Here is a 17,244-nt window from a genome sequence, read left to right as displayed (position 1 = left end):
TTTTTTTTGGGCCGATTTCTTACTTGCGGTTAAGCATCACCGGCAACTGCGCCACCAATTTCACGTTGTTCAACGGTGCGCGAATGAACCCACGCTGCGTCCCGTCCGGCCCGATCACCGCCAGGTTGCCGCTGTGATCGACGGTGTAGTTCGCCTTGCTGGTGTCCGCCGGAATGAACGGAATACTCACCGCGTTGGCCAGTTTCTGGATGTCTTCCACCGACGAAGCCGTCAGGCCTTTGAACTGCGGATCGAAGTAGCCCAAGTACTGCTTGAGCTGATTGGGTGTGTCGCGATTCGGGTCGACACTGACCAGAATGATCTGCAACTTGGCCACAGCCTCTGGCGGCAGCTCGCTCTTGATCTGACGCAGCTGGGCGAGGGTGGTCGGGCAGATGTCGGGGCAGAAGGTGTAGCCGAAGAACAGCAGCGACCATTTGTCTTTCAGCTCGTTGATCGCCACTGGCTTGCCGTCCTGATCGGTCATTGTGACGGCCGGCAGGTTGCGGCTTTGCGGCAGCAGAATGATCCCGGCATCAATCAGAGCGGTCGGGTCGCCCTGGCCTTTGCCGGACAGCACTTTGTTGATGGTCAGGCCCAGGACCAACGCGATCAGGGCAACGAGGATGAAGACGGTTTTCTGGGTTCGAGTCATAGGTTCAACAGTAAGTAGTGATCTACGAGCAGCGCGATAAACAGCAGGAACAAGTAGTAAATAGAGTACTTGAAGGTGTTGATCGCCGCGTGCGGCCGAGTGCCACGGTACAGCACCACGGCCCATTGCAGAAACCTCGCGCCAAGTCCCAGCGCGCAAATCAGGTAGAGCACACCGCTCATGTGGATCACGTACGGCATCAGGCTCACGGCCAGCAGCGCGAAGGTATAAAGCAGGATGTGGACCTTGGTGTAGTGCTCGCCATGGGTCACCGGCAGCATCGGGATGTCAGCCTTTGCGTATTCCTCTTTGCGGTGAATGGCCAGGGCCCAGAAGTGCGGTGGGGTCCAGGCGAAGATGATCAGCACCAACAGCAAGGGTTCGGCGCTGACATGCCCAGTGGCGGCGGTCCAGCCGAGCAGCGGCGGGGCGGCGCCGGCCAGTCCGCCGATGACGATATTTTGCGGCGTCGCGCGTTTCAGGAAACCGGTGTAGACCACCGCATAGCCGAGCAGCGAGGCCAGGGTCAGCCAGGCCGTCAGCGGATTGGTGAAGGCCAGCAGTACGGCTTGCCCAAGCACCGCCAATACCAAGGCAAACGTCAGAGCGGCCGCTGGCGACACTCGGCCTTCGGCCAGGGGACGTTTGTGCGTGCGGGCCATGACCGCATCGATGCGTCGGTCCACCACATGATTAACGGCTGCCGCACCGCCGGCACACAAGGCGATCCCCAGATTGCCGAACACCAGCACCGTCCACGGCACCCCGGCGCGGGTGGCGAGGAACATGCCGACCAGCGAGGTGATGAGCATCAGCACCACCACTTTCGGCTTGGTCAGCTCCAGGTAGTCACGCCAGATCGCCTGACTGTGACGTGCGCCGATCAGAGTCGCCATGGCATCTCTCCTTTTATTGTTATGGGCCCGGCTGAGTGTTTACGCGGGCTGAACCGCCAGCGCGCAGGGGGTTGCTGCTTGACCCGAACCAGACTGGTTCGCGCGTGATAATTGACCAGCACCATCGTCAGTAACAGTGCCGCGCCGCCCGCGTTGTGCGCGATGGCCACTGGCAGTGGCAGGTGAAACAGCACGTTGCTGATGCCGAGGGTGATTTGTGCGGCGAGGGCGATCAGCACCAACCCGGCCAACCGCGTCATGCCGACGACTTTCAGTTGCCAGGCCAGACCCAGCAACACCAGCGTCACCAGCAATGCGCCGATGCGGTGAGTCAGATGAATCGCGGTGCGGGCATCGCTGTCCAGTTGCCCGCCGAGGTAATTGGGGCCGATGTGTTGAGTCAGGTGAAAACCGTTGGCGAAGTCCGCGGGCGGCAGCCATTGCCCATGACAGGTCGGAAAGTCGATACAGGCCACCGCCGCGTAGTTGGAACTGACCCAGCCACCCAAGGCAATTTGCAGGATCACCAGCAGCAACCCGGCGGTCGCCCAGTACTGCAAACGCCGTGGCACGGTCAGCGCCGGCAACACGCCGGACAATCGCAACGTCAGCAAAAACAGCAGGCTCAACGTCGCAAAGCCGCCGAGCAAATGCCCGGTCACCACTTGCGGCCAGAGCTTGAGCGTTACCGTCCACATGCCGAATGCCGCTTGGGCAATCACCACCGCCAGCAAAAACAACGGCAACTTCACCGGCTGCCCTGGATGACGACGATGAACCCAGGCGCGACCCGCCAGCACGGAGATCAACAGCCCCAGCGTGCCGGCGAAGTAGCGGTGAACCATCTCGTTCCAGCCCTTATGGGCTTCGACGGGGGCGTCGGGAAAATGCAGTTCGGCGTGGGCCAATTGAACTTCGCTTTTGGGCACGCTGATAAAGCCATAGCAACCCGGCCAGTCCGGGCAGCCGAGGCCGGCGTGGGTCAGGCGGGTATAGGCGCCGAGCAACACCACAATCAGTGCCAGCAAGGTGGCAAACAGCGCGAGGCGAAATCCAGGTTTGGCCATGACGATGCCCTTATCCGATGTTCGACAGTTTCAGCAAATGGCGCAGGTCGTTGAGCAGATCCTTACCCTTCACCGTCGGGTCGTAGCGCAGCACCAGATTGCCGTGAGGGTCGATGATCCACAGCTGTGGCGCGGTCTTGTCCCCGGTGCCAGCGGTTTTGTTGAAAGTACTGAAGGTGGCGAGGTCCAGGGGATACCGCTGCAATTGAGGATACTCGCGCGTCAGCTTGGCGTCGTATTCACTGCTCAGCGGTTGTGCCGCGGCCAAGGCATGACTGGCGCGCCCGGCATCACGGCCGAGGCCGATCTGGATCTGCCGCGCCAGATACACCAGTTGCTGGCAGTCCACCGAGCAATCCTTGGGCGCGGTCACCAGTATCTGCCAACGATCCTCCTGCGCCTGCACGCCGAGGTCGGCGCGGGTCTGGCCGTTGCCGATCAGTTCGCCGTGATAGCTGCGACCTTCCGGCACCCAGAACTGCAATTTGTACATGCCGGTGGCGAGGATCATCGGACCGATCACCCCAAACAGGATCAGCAGCAACTGCAAACGACCCTTGCGCCGACTCGCCGGCGATTTCGCCTCAGACATGCTGGGTGGATTCATGGCCGCTCCCATGGTGTTTCTCCTTTGCGTTGTGCCAGCCGAGATAGAGATAGAGGCCGAACAGGGCGATCGACATGGCGAACCACTGCACGGCATAAGCCAGGTGTTTTTCTGGCCCCATGGCCACCACCGGCCAATCGGCCTGGTAAGTCGCGGGACCGCTTTCTGCGCGTAATTCGTAGGCAAAACCTTCGCGACCCAGCGCCGTCCAGAGCTTGACCGGCTCGACCGCGGTGATCAGTTGTGGCCAGGTCGTGGTGTTCGGGTCGGCGTGCAACTGGAAAGTGGCGCCGGGGGAGACGTAGACCCAGGCAACGAGACTCAAGGCCTGAGTCGGTGTGGTGAATTGCGGTGGGGTGCGGCGATCCGTCCACGGCAGCCAGCCGCGATTGACCAGCAGCCAGAGCCCGGTCGCCTGATCCTGAAACGGTTGCAGCAGTTCGACGCCAACCTTGCCGTCGCGCTGACGGTTATCCAGCAACAGGCTGTGGGCGGCATCGAACTGGCCGTGCAGGTGAACCCGGCGGAAGGCCGGATCTGCGGTGTGTTGCAGCTCGGTGCTGGCCATCGGTTCGGCGGCACGGCGCTCGGTGTAACTTTGCAGCAGCGCGCTTTTCTCTGCGCCCCGGCTCAATTGCCAGAACCCAAGTGACACCAGCATGGGCAACAACACGGCGACCACCAGGGTCGGCACGATGCCCGGCCGGAAACGCTTCATGGCGTCGCCAGAAAGTCGGTAGTCTCGATAGCTATACTCAAGTGCATCGCCTTTCCCCCCGGAGTTTCACCATGCTCAAAGCAGCCATCGTCCTGATGCTGATTGCCACGGTTGTCAGCCTGTTCAGCGGCCTGTTTTTTTTGGTCAAGGACGACAGCAGCTCGAACCGCCTCGTCATTGCCTTGAGTGTTCGTGTCGCGCTGGCCGCTATTACCGTCGGCTTGATTGCCTGGGGTTTTTTCAGCGGCCAGTTGGTGTCGCACGCACCTTGGTAAGCCTCAGAGCACGTAGACGAAAACGAACAGACCGATCCACACCACGTCCACGAAGTGCCAGTACCAGCTCGCCGCTTCAAACGCGAACTGGTGCTCGGCGTCGAAGTGCCCGCGCATGATCCGCATCAACATCACAAACAGGATGATGGTGCCGATGGTCACGTGGGCGCCGTGGAAGCCGGTGAGCATGAAGAAGGTCGCGCCGTAGATGCCCGAACCGAGCGTCAGGCCCAGTTCGTGGTAGGCATGCATGTATTCTTCGGCCTGAAAACCAAGGAACGCGCAACCCAGCAGCACGGTGAGCGCCAGCCAGATTTTCAGCGCGCCGCGATGGCCCTTTTTCAAGGCGTGGTGAGCGATGGTCACGGTGACGCTGGAACTCACCAGCAGAACGGTATTGAGCAGCGGCAGGCCCCAAGGGCTGATGACTTCCTTGGGTGGCGGGAAGAGTTTCGGGTCAGGGGTATGCAGCAATGGCCAGGCGAACTGGAAGTTCGGCCAAAGCATGTGCGCGATACCTTTGACCCCTTCACCCCCGAGCGCCGGGCCGGAGATGTTTCTCACATAAAACAGCGCGCCGAAGAACGCGATGAAGAACATCACCTCCGAGAAGATGAACCAGCTCATGCCCCAGCGGAACGAGCGATCCATCTGTGCGCTGTACAACCCCTGACGGCTTTCCTTGATCACCGTACCGAACCAGCCGAAGAGCATGTAGGCCACCAGCAGGCCACCGACGAAAAAGATCAGCGGGCCGTGGGACTCCGGCCGCGCCGCCTTCAGGTCGTTGAACCAGGTGGCCAGGCCGAACACGGTGACGAACATACCGACCGTGGCAATGATCGGCCATTTGCTCTGTGCCGGAACGTAATAATGTTCATGAGTTGCCATTTATTGTTCTCCTTATCGGGCACGCTTTAACGCCTAGCCACCGGTGTTTGCAGCAACAGCTGCGGGTGGATGACGTGCGGTGATATCGAACAGCGTGTAGGAAAGCGTCAGGTGCTTCACATCCTTGGGCATGTCACGGTCAACGATGAAACGTACCGGCATCTCGATCCGTTGACCGGGCTGCAGCACTTGCTGGGTAAAGCAGAAACATTCGGTCTTGTGGAAGTACGCCGCCGCGGCGCTGGGCGCGATGCTCGGAACTGCTTGCGCGCTCATCGGTTTGTCGGTCGGGTTGTGCGCGATGAAAATCATCTCGTTCACCGCGCCCGGATTCGCCACCAGTTCATCGCCCTTGGGATAAAAGTCCCACGACATGTCGGCGGAATTGGTCGACAGAAACTGCACGCGAACCTGCCGCGAGGTGTCGACCGTTTGTTCGCCCTCATACTGCCCGCCGGTCTTGCCGTTGATGCCGAACGCCTTGCACATCACGTCGTAGATCGGCACCAGGGCAAACCCGAAGACAAACATTGCCACCACCACCAGCAGCAGGCGCGTGACCAGCTTCTTCAGCGAGATGGAATCAGCCATGGTGGCGGGCCTCGAGGGCTACAGCGTTCATTTCACTTCCGGCGGCGTGGTGAAGGTGTGATACGGCGCCGGTGACGGGATGCTCCATTCCAGGCCTTCGGCCCCATCCCACGGTTTGGCCGGTGCTGGGGGGCCACCACGGATGGTCTTGATCACGATGAACAGGAAGAAGATCTGCGTGGCACCGAACATGAACGCACCGATCGACGACACCATGTTGAAGTCGGCGAACTGCAGGTTGTAGTCGGGAATCCGCCGCGGCATGCCCGCCAGCCCCACAAAGTGCATCGGGAAGAACGCCATGTTCATGCCGATGAACGAGAGCCAGAAGTGCAGCTTGCCGAGGGTTTCGTCGTACATGTGGCCGGTCCATTTCGGCATCCAGTAGTAGGCCGAGGCGAAGATCCCGAAGATCGCCCCCGGTACCAATACGTAATGGAAGTGGGCGACCACAAAGTAGGTGTCCTGGTACTGGAAGTCCGCCGGGGCGATGGCCAGCATCAACCCGGAGAAACCGCCGATGGAAAACAGGATCACGAACGCCACCGCAAACAGCATCGGTGTCTCGAAGGTCAGCGAGCCTTGCCACATGGTGCTGGCCCAGTTGAACACCTTCACGCCGGTCGGCACCGCGATCAGCAGCGTGGCGTACATGAAGAACAACTCGCCCACCAACGGAATGCCGACCACGAACATGTGGTGCGCCCAGACGATGAACGACAGGAACGCGATACTCGCCGTCGCATAGACCATCGAGGTGTAGCCAAACAGCGGCTTGCGTGAGAAGGCCGGAATGATCGAGCTGACGGCACCGAAGGCCGGGAGGATCATGATGTACACCTCGGGGTGACCGAAGAACCAGAACACGTGCTGGAACAACACCGGGTCACCGCCACCGGCGGCACTGAAGAAGCTGGTGCCGAAGTGGATGTCCATCAGCATCATCGTCACGCAGCCGGCCAGTACCGGCATCACCGCGATCAGCAGGAACGCGGTAATCAGCCAGGTCCAGACGAACAGCGGCATTTTCATCAACGTCATGCCGGGGGCGCGCAGGTTGAGGATGGTGGCGATCACGTTGATCGCACCCATGATCGAACTGATCCCCATCAAGTGGATGGCGAAGATGAAGAAGGTCACGCTTTCCGGTGCGTAGGTCGTCGACAGCGGGGCGTAGAACGTCCAGCCGAAGTTCGGTCCACCGCCGGGGGTGAACAGGGTCGATACCAGCAGGATGAACGCCGCCGGCAATAGCCAGAAGCTGAAGTTGTTCATCCGTGGCAGGGCCATGTCCGGCGCGCCGATCATCAACGGGATCATCCAGTTGGCGAGGCCGACGAAGGCTGGCATCACTGCACCGAAGACCATCACCAGACCGTGCATGGTGGTCATCTGGTTGAAGAACTCGGGCTGGACGATTTGCAGTCCCGGTTGAAACAACTCGGCGCGAATCACCATCGCGAACGAGCCGCCGAGCAAGAACATGGAGAATGCGAACCACAGGTACAGCGTGCCGATATCCTTGTGGTTGGTGGTCAGCACCCAGCGCATCAAGCCTTTGGCGGGGCCGTGGGCGTGGGCGGTGCCGGTATGAACATGGTCATCGACTACAGCAGTCATGTCCTGTCTCCTGCAAACAGATGGGCTGGGCAGGCCGGGGCGTGATGCCCCGACTGGTTCCTTACGTGCGCAATAGACCGGGTCATTTGCTTTCCGCCTGTTTCAGCTCCAGCACTTCTTTAGGGGTGACCATGTCGCCCTTGTTGTTGCCCCAGGCGTTACGTTCGTAGGTCACGACCGCTGCGATATCGACTTCCGAGAGCTGCTTGCCGAACGCCGCCATGGCGGTGCCGGGCTTGCCGTGGAAGACAAGGCTCAGGTGACCTTCTTTCGGTCCGGTAGCGATTTTCGAGCCCTTGAGCGCCGGGAACATCGGCGGCAGGCCCTGACCTTCGGCCTGGTGACAGGCAACGCAGGTGGTGTGATAAATCTTGTCGCCGCGCTCTTTGAGCTCGTCGAGGGTCCATTCCTTGCTGGTCAGCTCTTTGAGCTGCAGGGCTTCAGCCTTGCGCTCGCCCAGCCATTTTTCGTAATCGGCCTTTTCCTTGACCTCGACCACGATGGGCATGAAGCCGTGGTCCTTGCCGCACAATTCGGCGCATTGACCGCGGTAGATGCCGGGCTTGTCGATCCGGGTCCAGGCTTCGTTGACGAACCCCGGAATCGCATCGCGCTTGACCGCAAAGGCCGGCACCCACCAGGAATGGATGACGTCGGCGGAGGTCACCAGGAAGCGCACCTTGGCGCCGATCGGCAGCACCAAAGGCTTGTCGACCTCAAGCAAGTAGTGCTCGCTCTTGGCTTCCTTGTTGTGGATCTGATCGGCGGGGGTGGTCAGGTTGCTGAAGAACTCAACGTCCTGGCCCAGGTATTTGTAGTGCCACTTCCACTGATAGCCGGTGACCTGGATATCGATATCCGGCTCACTGGCGTCGTACATCTTGATCAGGGTTGCGGTCGCGGGGACCGCCATGGCCACCAGGATCAGGAAGGGCACGATGGTCCAGAGGATTTCAACGGTGGTGCTTTCATGAAATTTTGCGGCCACCTGCCCGGTCGAGCGGCGGTGGAGAATCATCGACCAGAACATGGCGCCGAAGACGATGATGCCGATCACTACACAGATCCAGAAAATGGTCATGTGCAGGTCAAATACTGCGTGACTGATTTCAGTCGCTCCAGGCGCCATATTCACAGTCCAGGCCGCTTGTGCCTGACTGAAAATCGACCACAACAGGAGGCCCATCCAGACGTGTGGATGTCGCATCATTGCGGGTTCCCCTTATCGTTCTTTTTATCCCGCCGGCTTTCACCTGCGGCAAGGGAGCGGCTATTTCAGACTACGAACTTGAATCGCCGAGCCTTGCTGCGTGTGCAGTCGGGTGTCATCAGCTAACTCCATTCCCACCCGAGTATAGACAGCGACTGCCACCTCGCAACGTGATGGCGTAAATGATCTGAAACAGCTGGGACTTGCGTTCCAGGGCATGAATGGAGAAGGATGCAGACGAGTGGTGGCAAACCGATATAACTTTGATGTCTCAAGGATGAAACAATTATGACAAATGCGTCTTAGCATTTTTCGTATGCCAGCTAAGTTATGTCTTCCCTATTTCATTGCCTTTGTTTCCTGGAGTTTTCATGAACACCGCCGCATTGCGCGAGCAGATCCAAAAAGCCCAACAACACGAAGCCGAAACCGGCCTGCTGACTCGTCAGCTGGAAACCCAACTGCCACACCTTCACTCCGCCATCCAATTGCCGGATGTCGACGCCAACGGCGTGATGACGCGTTTTGTGGCCGCGTATATAGAGCAAGTGCCGGACCTGCTGGACGCAGCCAATGAAGTCGCCAGGGAAGCGGGTATCGAATCACAGATCAAACCGGTGCTGACCATCGCCGAGCAGTTCTTCCTCCAGCCGCCGGCGATCATGGTCGGTCACGTCGGTCTGGACAGCCTGCTGGACGAAGCCTATCTGGCGCACCGCCTGGTCGAAGAGGTCAATGACCTGTACATCAAGCATTTTGGCCAGCCACTGATCCCCTTGGACATGACTGTTGCCAACCTGATTGCCCACCAACTGATCGGCGAGGAGTTTGCCAATCAACTGGATGAGGCGGTGCATCACGCCGTGGACGAGATGCTCAACGAAGACAGCTTTGCGCTGGAATCAGTGGAAGCCTACCGCGAGAAACTCAACAGCCCGGACACCGGCGCTGCGTGGAAGCGCTGGCCGTGCCTGTCGCGCCAACTGGGCGTAGGCCTTGAGCTGGATCAGCCAGCGGCTTGATTCGTTGCCCATAAAAAATCGCAGCCTATTGGCTGCGATTTTTTTTAAGCGGCTGCGGAGCCGACGCCCGTCGTGGTCCGCAATCGCCCTTCCAGCCTGCGCTTCAACCCCCGCGCTTCAATCAACAGTTTTGATCCCTTGGCCGCATTGGCCCGACCCCATTCCTCCAGCAACTCCAGACACGAGTGATCGATGTAGCTCAGGTTATTGAGCGGCACATGCACCGTCGCGCCTGCCGGAATAGTCCCCAGCACCTGGGTCAGCGCCGGCACTTTGAGAAAGGTCGCTGCACCTATCAATCGCAGTTCCATTTCGCCGTCCTTAGGCAGATCGATCAGGCTTATTTTCAGCCGCGAAGCCTTCCAGGCCAGTTTGGCCAGGGTCAGGCCGAAGCCGATCAGCACGCCGGTCAGCAGGTCGGTGAAGATGATCGCCAGGGCAGTTGCCGCGTAGGTGAACATCGGCATCCGGCCATAACGACCCAGACCGCGAAAGGCCTTGAGGTCGACCAGTTTGAAACCGGTGTAAACCAGAACGCCCGCCAGGCTCGCCACCGGAATGCTTTGCAGCACGCTGGACAGCAGCAACACGAAAGCCAGTAACCACAGGCCATGGAAGATCGCCGACAGCCGCGTGGTGGCGCCGGCCTGGACGTTGGCCGAGCTGCGCACGATCACGCCGGTCATTGGTAGCGCGCCGAGTAAACCGCAAAGCATGTTGCCTACGCCTTGAGCCGACAATTCCCGGTCGAAGTCTGAGCGCTGGCCGCTGTGCATGCGGTCCACCGCGGCGGCCGAGAGCAGGGTTTCGGCGCTGGCGATAAACGCCACGGCAAAGGCGGCAATGAGCAGCGTCGGGTCAGCCAGGTTGAGTAAATCTGCGGGTTTCAGCCAGTCGATGGCTTCCGCCAGGTTGGCCGGGACTTCCACTCGTTTGACCTGCAACGCGAGCACCAGGCTGGCGACGGTCGCCAGGCCTACCCCAAGCAGTGCGCCGGGAATGAAGCGCAGGGAATGGGGGCGGAATTTCTCCCACAACCACATCACCGCAATCGTCGACAGTCCGAGCAACCCGGCTTGCCAACCGAAGGAGGGCAAGGCCTGCATGACGGCAGCCGGGAAGGCGGCCAGGTTATCCAGCCCGGAAGGCTTGGGCACGGCGTCGAGCATCACATGCACCTGTGACAACACGATCAGTACACCAATCCCGGCGAGCATGCCGTAGACCACCGCCGGCGCCGTCACCCGGAACCAGCAGCCGAGTTTCAAACGCCCGGCCACCAGCTGCAGAAAACCGGCCAGCAGCAGGATGGGGCCGAGCATGTCGATACCGTGCTGGCGCACCAGTTCGAACACCAGAACAGCCAAACCGGCCGCCGGGCCGCTGACTTGCAGTGGCGAACCGGCAATCCAGCCCACCACCAAGCCACCGATGATCCCGGTGATCAAGCCTTTGGACGGCGGCAGCCCTGAGGCGATGGCGATGCCCATGCATAAGGGCAGGGCGACGAGAAACACAACCACGGACGCCAGCAGCTCCCGTGGCAGAACAGCTTTGAGTTGCGCAGCACGCATAGGAATTCTCCCGAAGTTTTCTTCAGGCATGGCAAAGCCAGGCTGCTCAATCGGCAGCCTCGGCTAAACCACACGGGGATTTAGGAGGATCTAAAAGCGCGCTTTAGGCGTCGCCACCGGAATCGGATGGCTACCATCGAGCGGCAGGAAACAACCCTTGTCCGCGTCGTAAGCTCTGATTTCGCTGGTTTCGATGTTGTAGATCCAACCATGGATAAACAGCTGACCATTGGCCATGCGCGAGGCTACCGACGGGTGCGTGCGCAAATGTTGCAGCTGAGCGATCACATTCTCCTCGGTGAGGACGTGCATGCTTTCGTTTTCGTCGGCGCAATGACAGTTTTCCTGGACCATGGTTTTTGCCACTTCGGCATGACGCAACCAGGCTTTGACCGTTGGCATTTTTTCCAGGCTTTGCGGGTTGAGCACTGCGCGCATCGCGCCACAGTCAGAGTGCCCGCAAATGATGATGTGCTGCACGCCGAGGGCCAGAACGGCGTATTCGATTGCCGTGGAAACACCACCGTTCATTTGCCCATAAGGCGGCACCACGTTGCCGACGTTACGGGTCACGAACAGATCGCCGGGGGAGCTTTGGGTGATCAGCTCAGGAACGATGCGCGAATCGGCGCAGGCGATGAACATCGCTCTGGGGCTCTGGGCCGTGGCGAGTTTTTTGAAGAGTTCTTCCTGCTGTGGAAAAACTTCGTGATGAAAATGCAAAAAGCCGTCAACGATATGCTGCAGCGCTGCATCGGCGGTTTCCGCCTCCGGTTGGGCTGAAGCCGACGCAGCCAACGGCTGTTTATCCTTGTCACTCATGATTCATCCTCTTTGGCGGAGTCAGGGAATTTTCCCGTATTGTCCGGTGTGAAGCCAGTGGCTGTTTAAAAAACATCCAGGTCGAGAATATCGACCCATCAGTCACTCGATGAACAAGGTAGCGGCCGAAACTTAACTCAAACTGAATAAAACGCTCTAGAACGTGTGTTACAGGTCACAAAAAACGTGACCGGCGTAGTGGCACAGTGCATTCACACTACTCAACCATAGGCCAATTGTCCTCAAATCAACGACATCTGGCGACCCGGCGGACAGAAGGCTTCGCAGTCCAGATTGAAACCTTCCCGACGATTGAGCCCCAGACGTTTGATGGTTTTGGCAAAGCGTTGCGCCAGCAGATCGGCAAACGGCCCTTCGCCACGCATCCTGGCACCGAAGCGACTGTCGTAGAGTTCGCCACCACGGCTCTGACGAATCAGGCTCAACACATGAGCGGCACGCTGAGGATAGTGGGCCGCCAGCCATTCTTCGAACAGCGGCGCCACTTCCAGCGGCAGGCGCAGCATCATGTAGGCCGCACTTTGCGCCCCCGCGGCATGAGCTTCGGTGAGCAGGCTTTCGAGTTCGCTGTCGTTGATCATCGGAATCATCGGCGAGCACAGAACGCCCACCGGAATTCCCGCCTCACGCATCACGCGGATCGCCCGCAACCGAGCCTTGGGTGCAGCGGCGCGCGGTTCGAGGATGCGTTTGAGCTCGTCGTCCAGGGTGGTTAGGCTGATCATCACCGCCACCAGCCTTTGCTCGGCGAGTTCGACCAGCAGGTCCAGATCCCGAAGAATCAGCGAGCCCTTGGTAATGATGGTCACGGGATGGCGATAGCGCAGCAGCACTTCGAGGGTTTTGCGGGTGATTTTGTGTTCGCGTTCGATCGGCTGATAAGGGTCCGTATTGGAGCCCAGATTGATCGGCGCACATTGATAGCCGCGCTTGGACAGTTGTTCTTCCAGCACATCGGCGGCGTTGGTCTTGGCGATCAGTTTGGTTTCGAAATCCAGCCCTGGCGACATGTCCCAATAAGCGTGGCTTGGCCGCGCGTAGCAATAGATGCAGCCGTGCTCGCAGCCGCGATAGGGATTGATCGAACGATCGAAGGGCAAGTCCGGCGAGTTGTTGCGAGTGATGATGGTTTTCGCCGTTTCGATGCGCACCTCGGTGCCTTGGGTGATCGGCGCTTCCTGATACCAGCCGTCATCCTCGGCCACCGAACGGTTAGGCGCGAAGCGGTTGTGCGGGTTGGTCGCGGTGCCGCGGCCGCGCGGGGGAAGAGGGGTGGACATGAAAACGCCTCTGTACTGTTTTTATATACAGTATAGAGGCGTTGTTCATATGGCTAGTGCCGCTGGGCAGTCAGTTCTTCTGGGTGACTTGCCCCAGATCGTCGCTCGACGTGGTCTTCATATCATCCGTGCGCAGGTTCGCCACTTCGCTCGCCTTGACCGGTGAGCCGCCGTTGCCCCAGCTGCTACGGATGAAACTCACCACATCCGCCACTTCCTGATCCGACAGGCGCCAGGCGAACCCCGGCATCGTGAAGGTCGAAGGCGCCATGTGGGTCGCAGGCAACGTGCCGCCCTTGAGCACGATGTGAATCAGCGACGTCGGATCCTCCGACTGCAACACCGGGTTGCCCGCCAGCGCCGGGAACACTTTGGTGTAGCCATGGCCATCGGTACGGTGACAGGCCGCGCAGTTGTCGATGTACACCGAAGCGCCGGGCTTGCTGTCGTCGCCGTTCCACAGCGCCTGTGCGACCTGTTTGTCGTACTGGTGCGGCTGATCGTCGGGATCATTGGCCGGCAAGGACTTGAGGTAACGGGCAATCGCGGTCAGATCGTTGTCGGTCATGTATTGCATGCTGTGCGTCACCACATCACTCATGCCACCAAACACTGCGCTGCGATCACTGCGACCGGTCTTGAGGAACTGCACCAGTTGTTCTTCGCTCCAGTTGCCGAGGCCGTCTTTGTGATCGCCGCGCAGACTTTTCGCGATCCAGCCTTCAAGCGGCGCACTGCCTGACAGAAAGGCGCTGCCTTCACCTGCATTCAGAGCTTTTTCCTGCATGGTCAGGGCACGCGGCGTATGGCACGCGCCGCAATGTCCGAGGCCTTCAACCAGATAAGCCCCGCGGCTGACCACGGCATTTTCGCCGGGTGCCGCTTTGTAGTCCGCCACGGCCGGGGCAAACATCCAGCGCCAGCCCGCAAGCGGCCAGCGCATGCTCAAAGGCCAGGGAATGTCGCTGGCCTTATTCTCCTGAGCGACCGGCGCCACGCCATGCATGAAGTAGGCGTACAAGGCTTGCATGTCGGTTTGGTTGACGCTGGCGTAGGACGGATACGGCATCGCCGGGTACAAAGTGCTGCCGTTTTTGGCGACACCGTGGCGCACAGCCTTGTCGAATTCTTCGAAGCTGTAGTCGCCCAGCCCGGTTTTATCCGGCGTGATATTGGTGGAGTAGATCGTCCCGATCGGCGTTTCCATCGGCAAGCCACCGGCGAACGGCTTACCGTCCTTGGCGGTGTGGCAGGCCACGCAGTCACCCGCGCGGGCGAGGTATTCGCCTTGTTTGATCAGGTTTTGATCAATTTCTGCGGCGTTGATCGAACCACAACCGAGCAGCGCCAGGGTTGCGATAACAAGTGCTTTCATGGTCATCGCTCCTTAAGCCTGAACCAGCGGGCCGGGGTTTTTCAGGTATTGCTCGCGGATCGCCCGGGCCGACCAGTAGGTCAACGCTGCCACCAGGCCGGTAGGGTTGTAGCCCAGGCCTTGTGGGAAAGCTGACGCTCCGGGGACGAAAACGTTGTGTACGTCCCAGCTCTGCAAGTAACGGTTCAGGGCGCTGGTTTTCGGATGGGTGCCCATGATCGCGCCACCGTTGAGGTGGGTGGTCTGGTAAGACGCGGTGTTGAAGTGATCGCCGACCTTCTTGCCGATCACGGCGATGGCTTTAGGGCCCATCGCTTCGGCGATCTTGCCCATTTTCTCGACCATGAAGCGGTTCATCTTGATGTCGTTTTCCTGCCAGTCGAAGGTCATCCGCAACAGCGGCAAGCCGTAGGCATCGCGGTACACCGGGTCCAGATCGAGGTAGTTGCCACGGTAGGATTGATGCGCGCCGTGGGCATCCATCGACACTTGATGGGTGTAGTAATCGGCGGTGGCACGTTTCCAGACACTGCCCCAGGCCGGGGTGCCCGGCGGGTTGGAGGTGCCTGCGATCGGTCGGCTGCCGGCCTGGTTGACCCACATCGGCGAGCCGCCGACGAAGCCATGGGGGCCGTGATCGAAGTTGTCGGCGTTGAAGTCGTCCACCGCCACGCCGTTACCGCCGGCACCAATAAAGTTATTGGTGTGGGTGTCTTTGTCGAAGTAGGCCTTGATGGTGGCCATGTTCTGGTAGGCGAAGTTCTTGCCGACCACGCCTTCGCCGCTGATCGGGTCATACGGCTTGCCGATACCCGACAGCAACATCAGCCGCACATTGTGGAACTGGAAGGCACCGAGGATCACCAGATCTGCCGGCTGCTCGATTTCCCGGCCCTGGCCGTCAATGTAGGTCACGCCTGTCGCCTTGCTCTTGGTGCTGTCGAGATTGACCCGCAGTACGTGGGAGTTGGGCCGCAGCTCGAAGTTGGGCAGCGGTTTGAGCGCCGGCAGAATGTTTACGTTCGGCGATGCCTTGGAATACATGTAGCAGACATAGCCGCTGCAAAAACCGCAGAAGTTGCACGGGCCCATCTGTGCGCCGTAGGGGTTGGTGTAAGGGCCTGACGTATTGGCAGAGGGCAGGTTGTAGGGTTTGTAACCCACGGCGGTGGCCGCTTTCTGAAACAGCTGTGCGGAAACAGTGTTCTTCTGCGATTCCAGCGGGAAATGATTTGAACGATCCGGCGCGTACGGGTTGCCGCCCTTGCCTTCGCCGACCAACTGACCCTTCACCGTCCAGGCCTGACCCGACGTGCCGAAGACCTTCTCGGCGTAATCGAAAAACGGTTCCAGCTCTTCATAGCTGACGCCGAAGTCCTGGATGGTCATGTCCTTGGGGATGAAGCTTTTGCCGTAGCGTTCTTCGTAGTGGCTGCGCATGCGCAACTCGATCGGGTCGACCCGAAAATGCACGCCGGACCAGTGCAAACCGGCGCCGCCAACACCATTGCCGGGCAGGAAGGCGCCCAGTTGGCGGTTCGGCAGCGCGATGTCATTCACGCTATGGCGAATGGTCACGGTCTCCTTGGAAATGTCCTGGAAGAGTTTTTTCCGCACGCTGTAGGTGAGTTCGTCGATCACCTGTGGGTAATTGCCGTCGGGATAGGTGTCCTGCATCGGCCCGCGCTCCAGCGCCAGCACATTCAGGCCGGCTTCTGTCAGCTCCTTGGCCATGATCGCGCCCGTCCAGCCAAAACCGACGATCACTGCGTCGACCTTCTTCATTACCGTTGCCATGCTTACGCCCTCTCGCCGCGAATCGAAACTGCCGGGAAGGGGTATTGCTCGTTGCGTTCCACCCAATCCATGAAATCGGCGCGGGCGCCTGGGAAGCCGATCATGGTCCAGCCGACCATCCCTTTATTGCCGCCATGAATCGGGTCGCAGAAGAACCCTTCTTTGGTGTTTTGCAGCAGCAGGTTGAAGAAAATCTTCGCTGGAACACTGTCGAACTGAGGTTTTCCGGCCTCGAGTTGCTTGAGTAAATTGTCTCGGGTAGCGCTGTCTTGCTCAGCAAATACTTTACCGTTGAACGTTTTCGACCAAGCATCCGTAGCGGCGATGCCCAGGCGATAAATCTCTTTGGGCACCAATTTGCTCTGCCAGCCCATTTCTGGAGCGGCGTCTGCGTTGAACGGTCCCTGCATGAACCACAGCGCGCCGGCCGCGTAAGGCGTGTTCATCTGGCGGTCGATGTATTCGGGCACACCCGCTTCCAGGGCGCCTGGCCCTTGGGCATCGCTTGGAATCAGCTGGGCGACAGCCGCCTGGATGAACGTCCACTCTTCGGCGGTGAAGTAGCTTGGTTCATAGGTGCTGGTGCTGACCGGCGCTTTGCCGGAACTGGCCGGGGCTGCTTCGGGCGCGGCCATCAGGACCGTGCTGCCCAGACCGGTGCTGGCAATGGTGACCACCGGGATCAAGGTCAGGGATTTGCGCAAAAATTCACGCCGCGGGTTGTCTCGATCTTGATCGGACATAGGGAGGGCACCTCATCAGGCATTAGCGGTTTTTCAGCCGTCTCACAGGACGACTTTTCGTTTTGACACCGATGCAGAAC

The 17,244-nt window shown here is 59.7% G+C and carries 17 protein-coding genes; 2 read left to right on the top strand and 15 right to left on the bottom strand.

Going from position 1 to position 17,244, the window contains the following annotated elements; translation table 11 throughout:
• Window positions 1-19: 19 nt before the first annotated feature.
• From JFU47_RS16860 to JFU47_RS16840, 5 genes are read right to left on the bottom strand one after another with little or no spacing between them, the layout of a single operon-like run.
• Window positions 20-655: an SCO family protein gene (locus tag JFU47_RS16860; RefSeq protein WP_140676018.1), complete on the bottom strand. Its 636-nt coding sequence runs from the start codon at window positions 653-655 to the stop codon at window positions 20-22.
• Window positions 652-1,551 (bottom strand): heme o synthase, encoded by a 900-nt coding sequence (gene cyoE, locus JFU47_RS16855; RefSeq protein ID WP_140676021.1) that lies wholly within the window; start codon window positions 1,549-1,551, stop codon window positions 652-654. Before cyoE ends, JFU47_RS16860 begins: the two co-directional genes overlap by 4 nt.
• Window positions 1,539-2,618 carry a COX15/CtaA family protein gene (locus JFU47_RS16850; RefSeq protein WP_201184456.1) on the bottom strand — a complete coding sequence of 360 codons (1,080 nt, stop codon included), beginning with the start codon at window positions 2,616-2,618 and terminating at the stop codon, window positions 1,539-1,541. Before JFU47_RS16850 ends, cyoE begins: the two co-directional genes overlap by 13 nt.
• 10 nt (window positions 2,619-2,628) lie before the next feature.
• The gene (locus JFU47_RS16845; protein ID WP_140893191.1) at window positions 2,629-3,237 is read right to left on the bottom strand and encodes a hypothetical protein; all 609 of its coding nucleotides are present in this window, start codon (window positions 3,235-3,237) and stop codon (window positions 2,629-2,631) included.
• Window positions 3,203-3,943 (bottom strand): SURF1 family protein, encoded by a 741-nt coding sequence (locus tag JFU47_RS16840; RefSeq protein ID WP_201184454.1) that lies wholly within the window; start codon window positions 3,941-3,943, stop codon window positions 3,203-3,205. Before JFU47_RS16840 ends, JFU47_RS16845 begins: the two co-directional genes overlap by 35 nt.
• Before the next feature lie 71 nt (window positions 3,944-4,014).
• Between JFU47_RS16840 and JFU47_RS16835 the strand changes: the two genes are divergently transcribed.
• Complete coding sequence (locus tag JFU47_RS16835; RefSeq protein WP_008064738.1) at window positions 4,015-4,218, top strand: twin transmembrane helix small protein; 204 nt, start codon at window positions 4,015-4,017, stop codon at window positions 4,216-4,218.
• A gap of 3 nt (window positions 4,219-4,221) precedes the next feature.
• Here the strand turns inward: JFU47_RS16835 and JFU47_RS16830 are convergent, their stop codons facing one another.
• The 4 genes from JFU47_RS16830 to coxB form a co-directional block, all read right to left on the bottom strand.
• Window positions 4,222-5,109: a cytochrome c oxidase subunit 3 gene (locus JFU47_RS16830; RefSeq protein WP_140676033.1), complete on the bottom strand. Its 888-nt coding sequence runs from the start codon at window positions 5,107-5,109 to the stop codon at window positions 4,222-4,224.
• 33 nt (window positions 5,110-5,142) lie between these two features.
• Entirely contained in the window at window positions 5,143-5,700 is a 558-nt protein-coding gene (locus tag JFU47_RS16825; protein ID WP_140676036.1) for a cytochrome c oxidase assembly protein, read from the bottom strand.
• Between the two features lie 27 nt (window positions 5,701-5,727).
• Window positions 5,728-7,320, bottom strand: coding sequence for a cytochrome c oxidase subunit I (gene ctaD / locus JFU47_RS16820; protein ID WP_008152477.1), 1,593 nt, complete (start codon window positions 7,318-7,320; stop codon window positions 5,728-5,730).
• An 82-nt stretch (window positions 7,321-7,402) separates the two neighbouring features.
• A complete protein-coding gene (gene coxB, locus JFU47_RS16815) occupies window positions 7,403-8,530 on the bottom strand; it encodes a cytochrome c oxidase subunit II (protein WP_140676042.1) in 1,128 nt (375 codons plus the stop codon).
• A 371-nt stretch (window positions 8,531-8,901) separates the two neighbouring features.
• Between coxB and JFU47_RS16810 the strand changes: the two genes are divergently transcribed.
• On the top strand, window positions 8,902-9,552 hold the full coding sequence (locus tag JFU47_RS16810) for a hypothetical protein (protein WP_123367401.1): 651 nt from the start codon (window positions 8,902-8,904) through the stop codon (window positions 9,550-9,552).
• Between the two features lie 44 nt (window positions 9,553-9,596).
• Here the strand turns inward: JFU47_RS16810 and JFU47_RS16805 are convergent, their stop codons facing one another.
• The 6 genes from JFU47_RS16805 to JFU47_RS16780 all read right to left on the bottom strand — a co-directional run bounded on the left by JFU47_RS16805 (window position 9,597) and on the right by JFU47_RS16780 (window position 17,164).
• Window positions 9,597-11,126: a SulP family inorganic anion transporter gene (locus JFU47_RS16805; protein WP_201184452.1), complete on the bottom strand. Its 1,530-nt coding sequence runs from the start codon at window positions 11,124-11,126 to the stop codon at window positions 9,597-9,599.
• 90 nt (window positions 11,127-11,216) lie between these two features.
• Window positions 11,217-11,948: a carbonic anhydrase gene (locus JFU47_RS16800; RefSeq protein WP_056738405.1), complete on the bottom strand. Its 732-nt coding sequence runs from the start codon at window positions 11,946-11,948 to the stop codon at window positions 11,217-11,219.
• Between the two features lie 242 nt (window positions 11,949-12,190).
• On the bottom strand, window positions 12,191-13,249 hold the full coding sequence (locus tag JFU47_RS16795) for a PA0069 family radical SAM protein (RefSeq protein ID WP_201184450.1): 1,059 nt from the start codon (window positions 13,247-13,249) through the stop codon (window positions 12,191-12,193).
• A 70-nt stretch (window positions 13,250-13,319) separates the two neighbouring features.
• On the bottom strand, window positions 13,320-14,624 hold the full coding sequence (locus JFU47_RS16790; protein WP_201184448.1) for a c-type cytochrome: 1,305 nt from the start codon (window positions 14,622-14,624) through the stop codon (window positions 13,320-13,322).
• 12 nt (window positions 14,625-14,636) lie between these two features.
• The gene (locus tag JFU47_RS16785) at window positions 14,637-16,421 is read right to left on the bottom strand and encodes a GMC family oxidoreductase (RefSeq protein WP_201184445.1); all 1,785 of its coding nucleotides are present in this window, start codon (window positions 16,419-16,421) and stop codon (window positions 14,637-14,639) included.
• A gap of 2 nt (window positions 16,422-16,423) precedes the next feature.
• The gene (locus JFU47_RS16780) at window positions 16,424-17,164 is read right to left on the bottom strand and encodes a gluconate 2-dehydrogenase subunit 3 family protein (RefSeq protein WP_201184443.1); all 741 of its coding nucleotides are present in this window, start codon (window positions 17,162-17,164) and stop codon (window positions 16,424-16,426) included.
• Window positions 17,165-17,244: the final 80 nt, after the last annotated feature.

This window comes from Pseudomonas sp. TH39(2020), assembly GCF_016650715.1.
GTDB classification, from domain to species: Bacteria; Pseudomonadota; Gammaproteobacteria; order Pseudomonadales; family Pseudomonadaceae; genus Aquipseudomonas; species Aquipseudomonas mandelii_C.
This window is presented reverse-complemented; position numbering and strand designations above follow the sequence as displayed.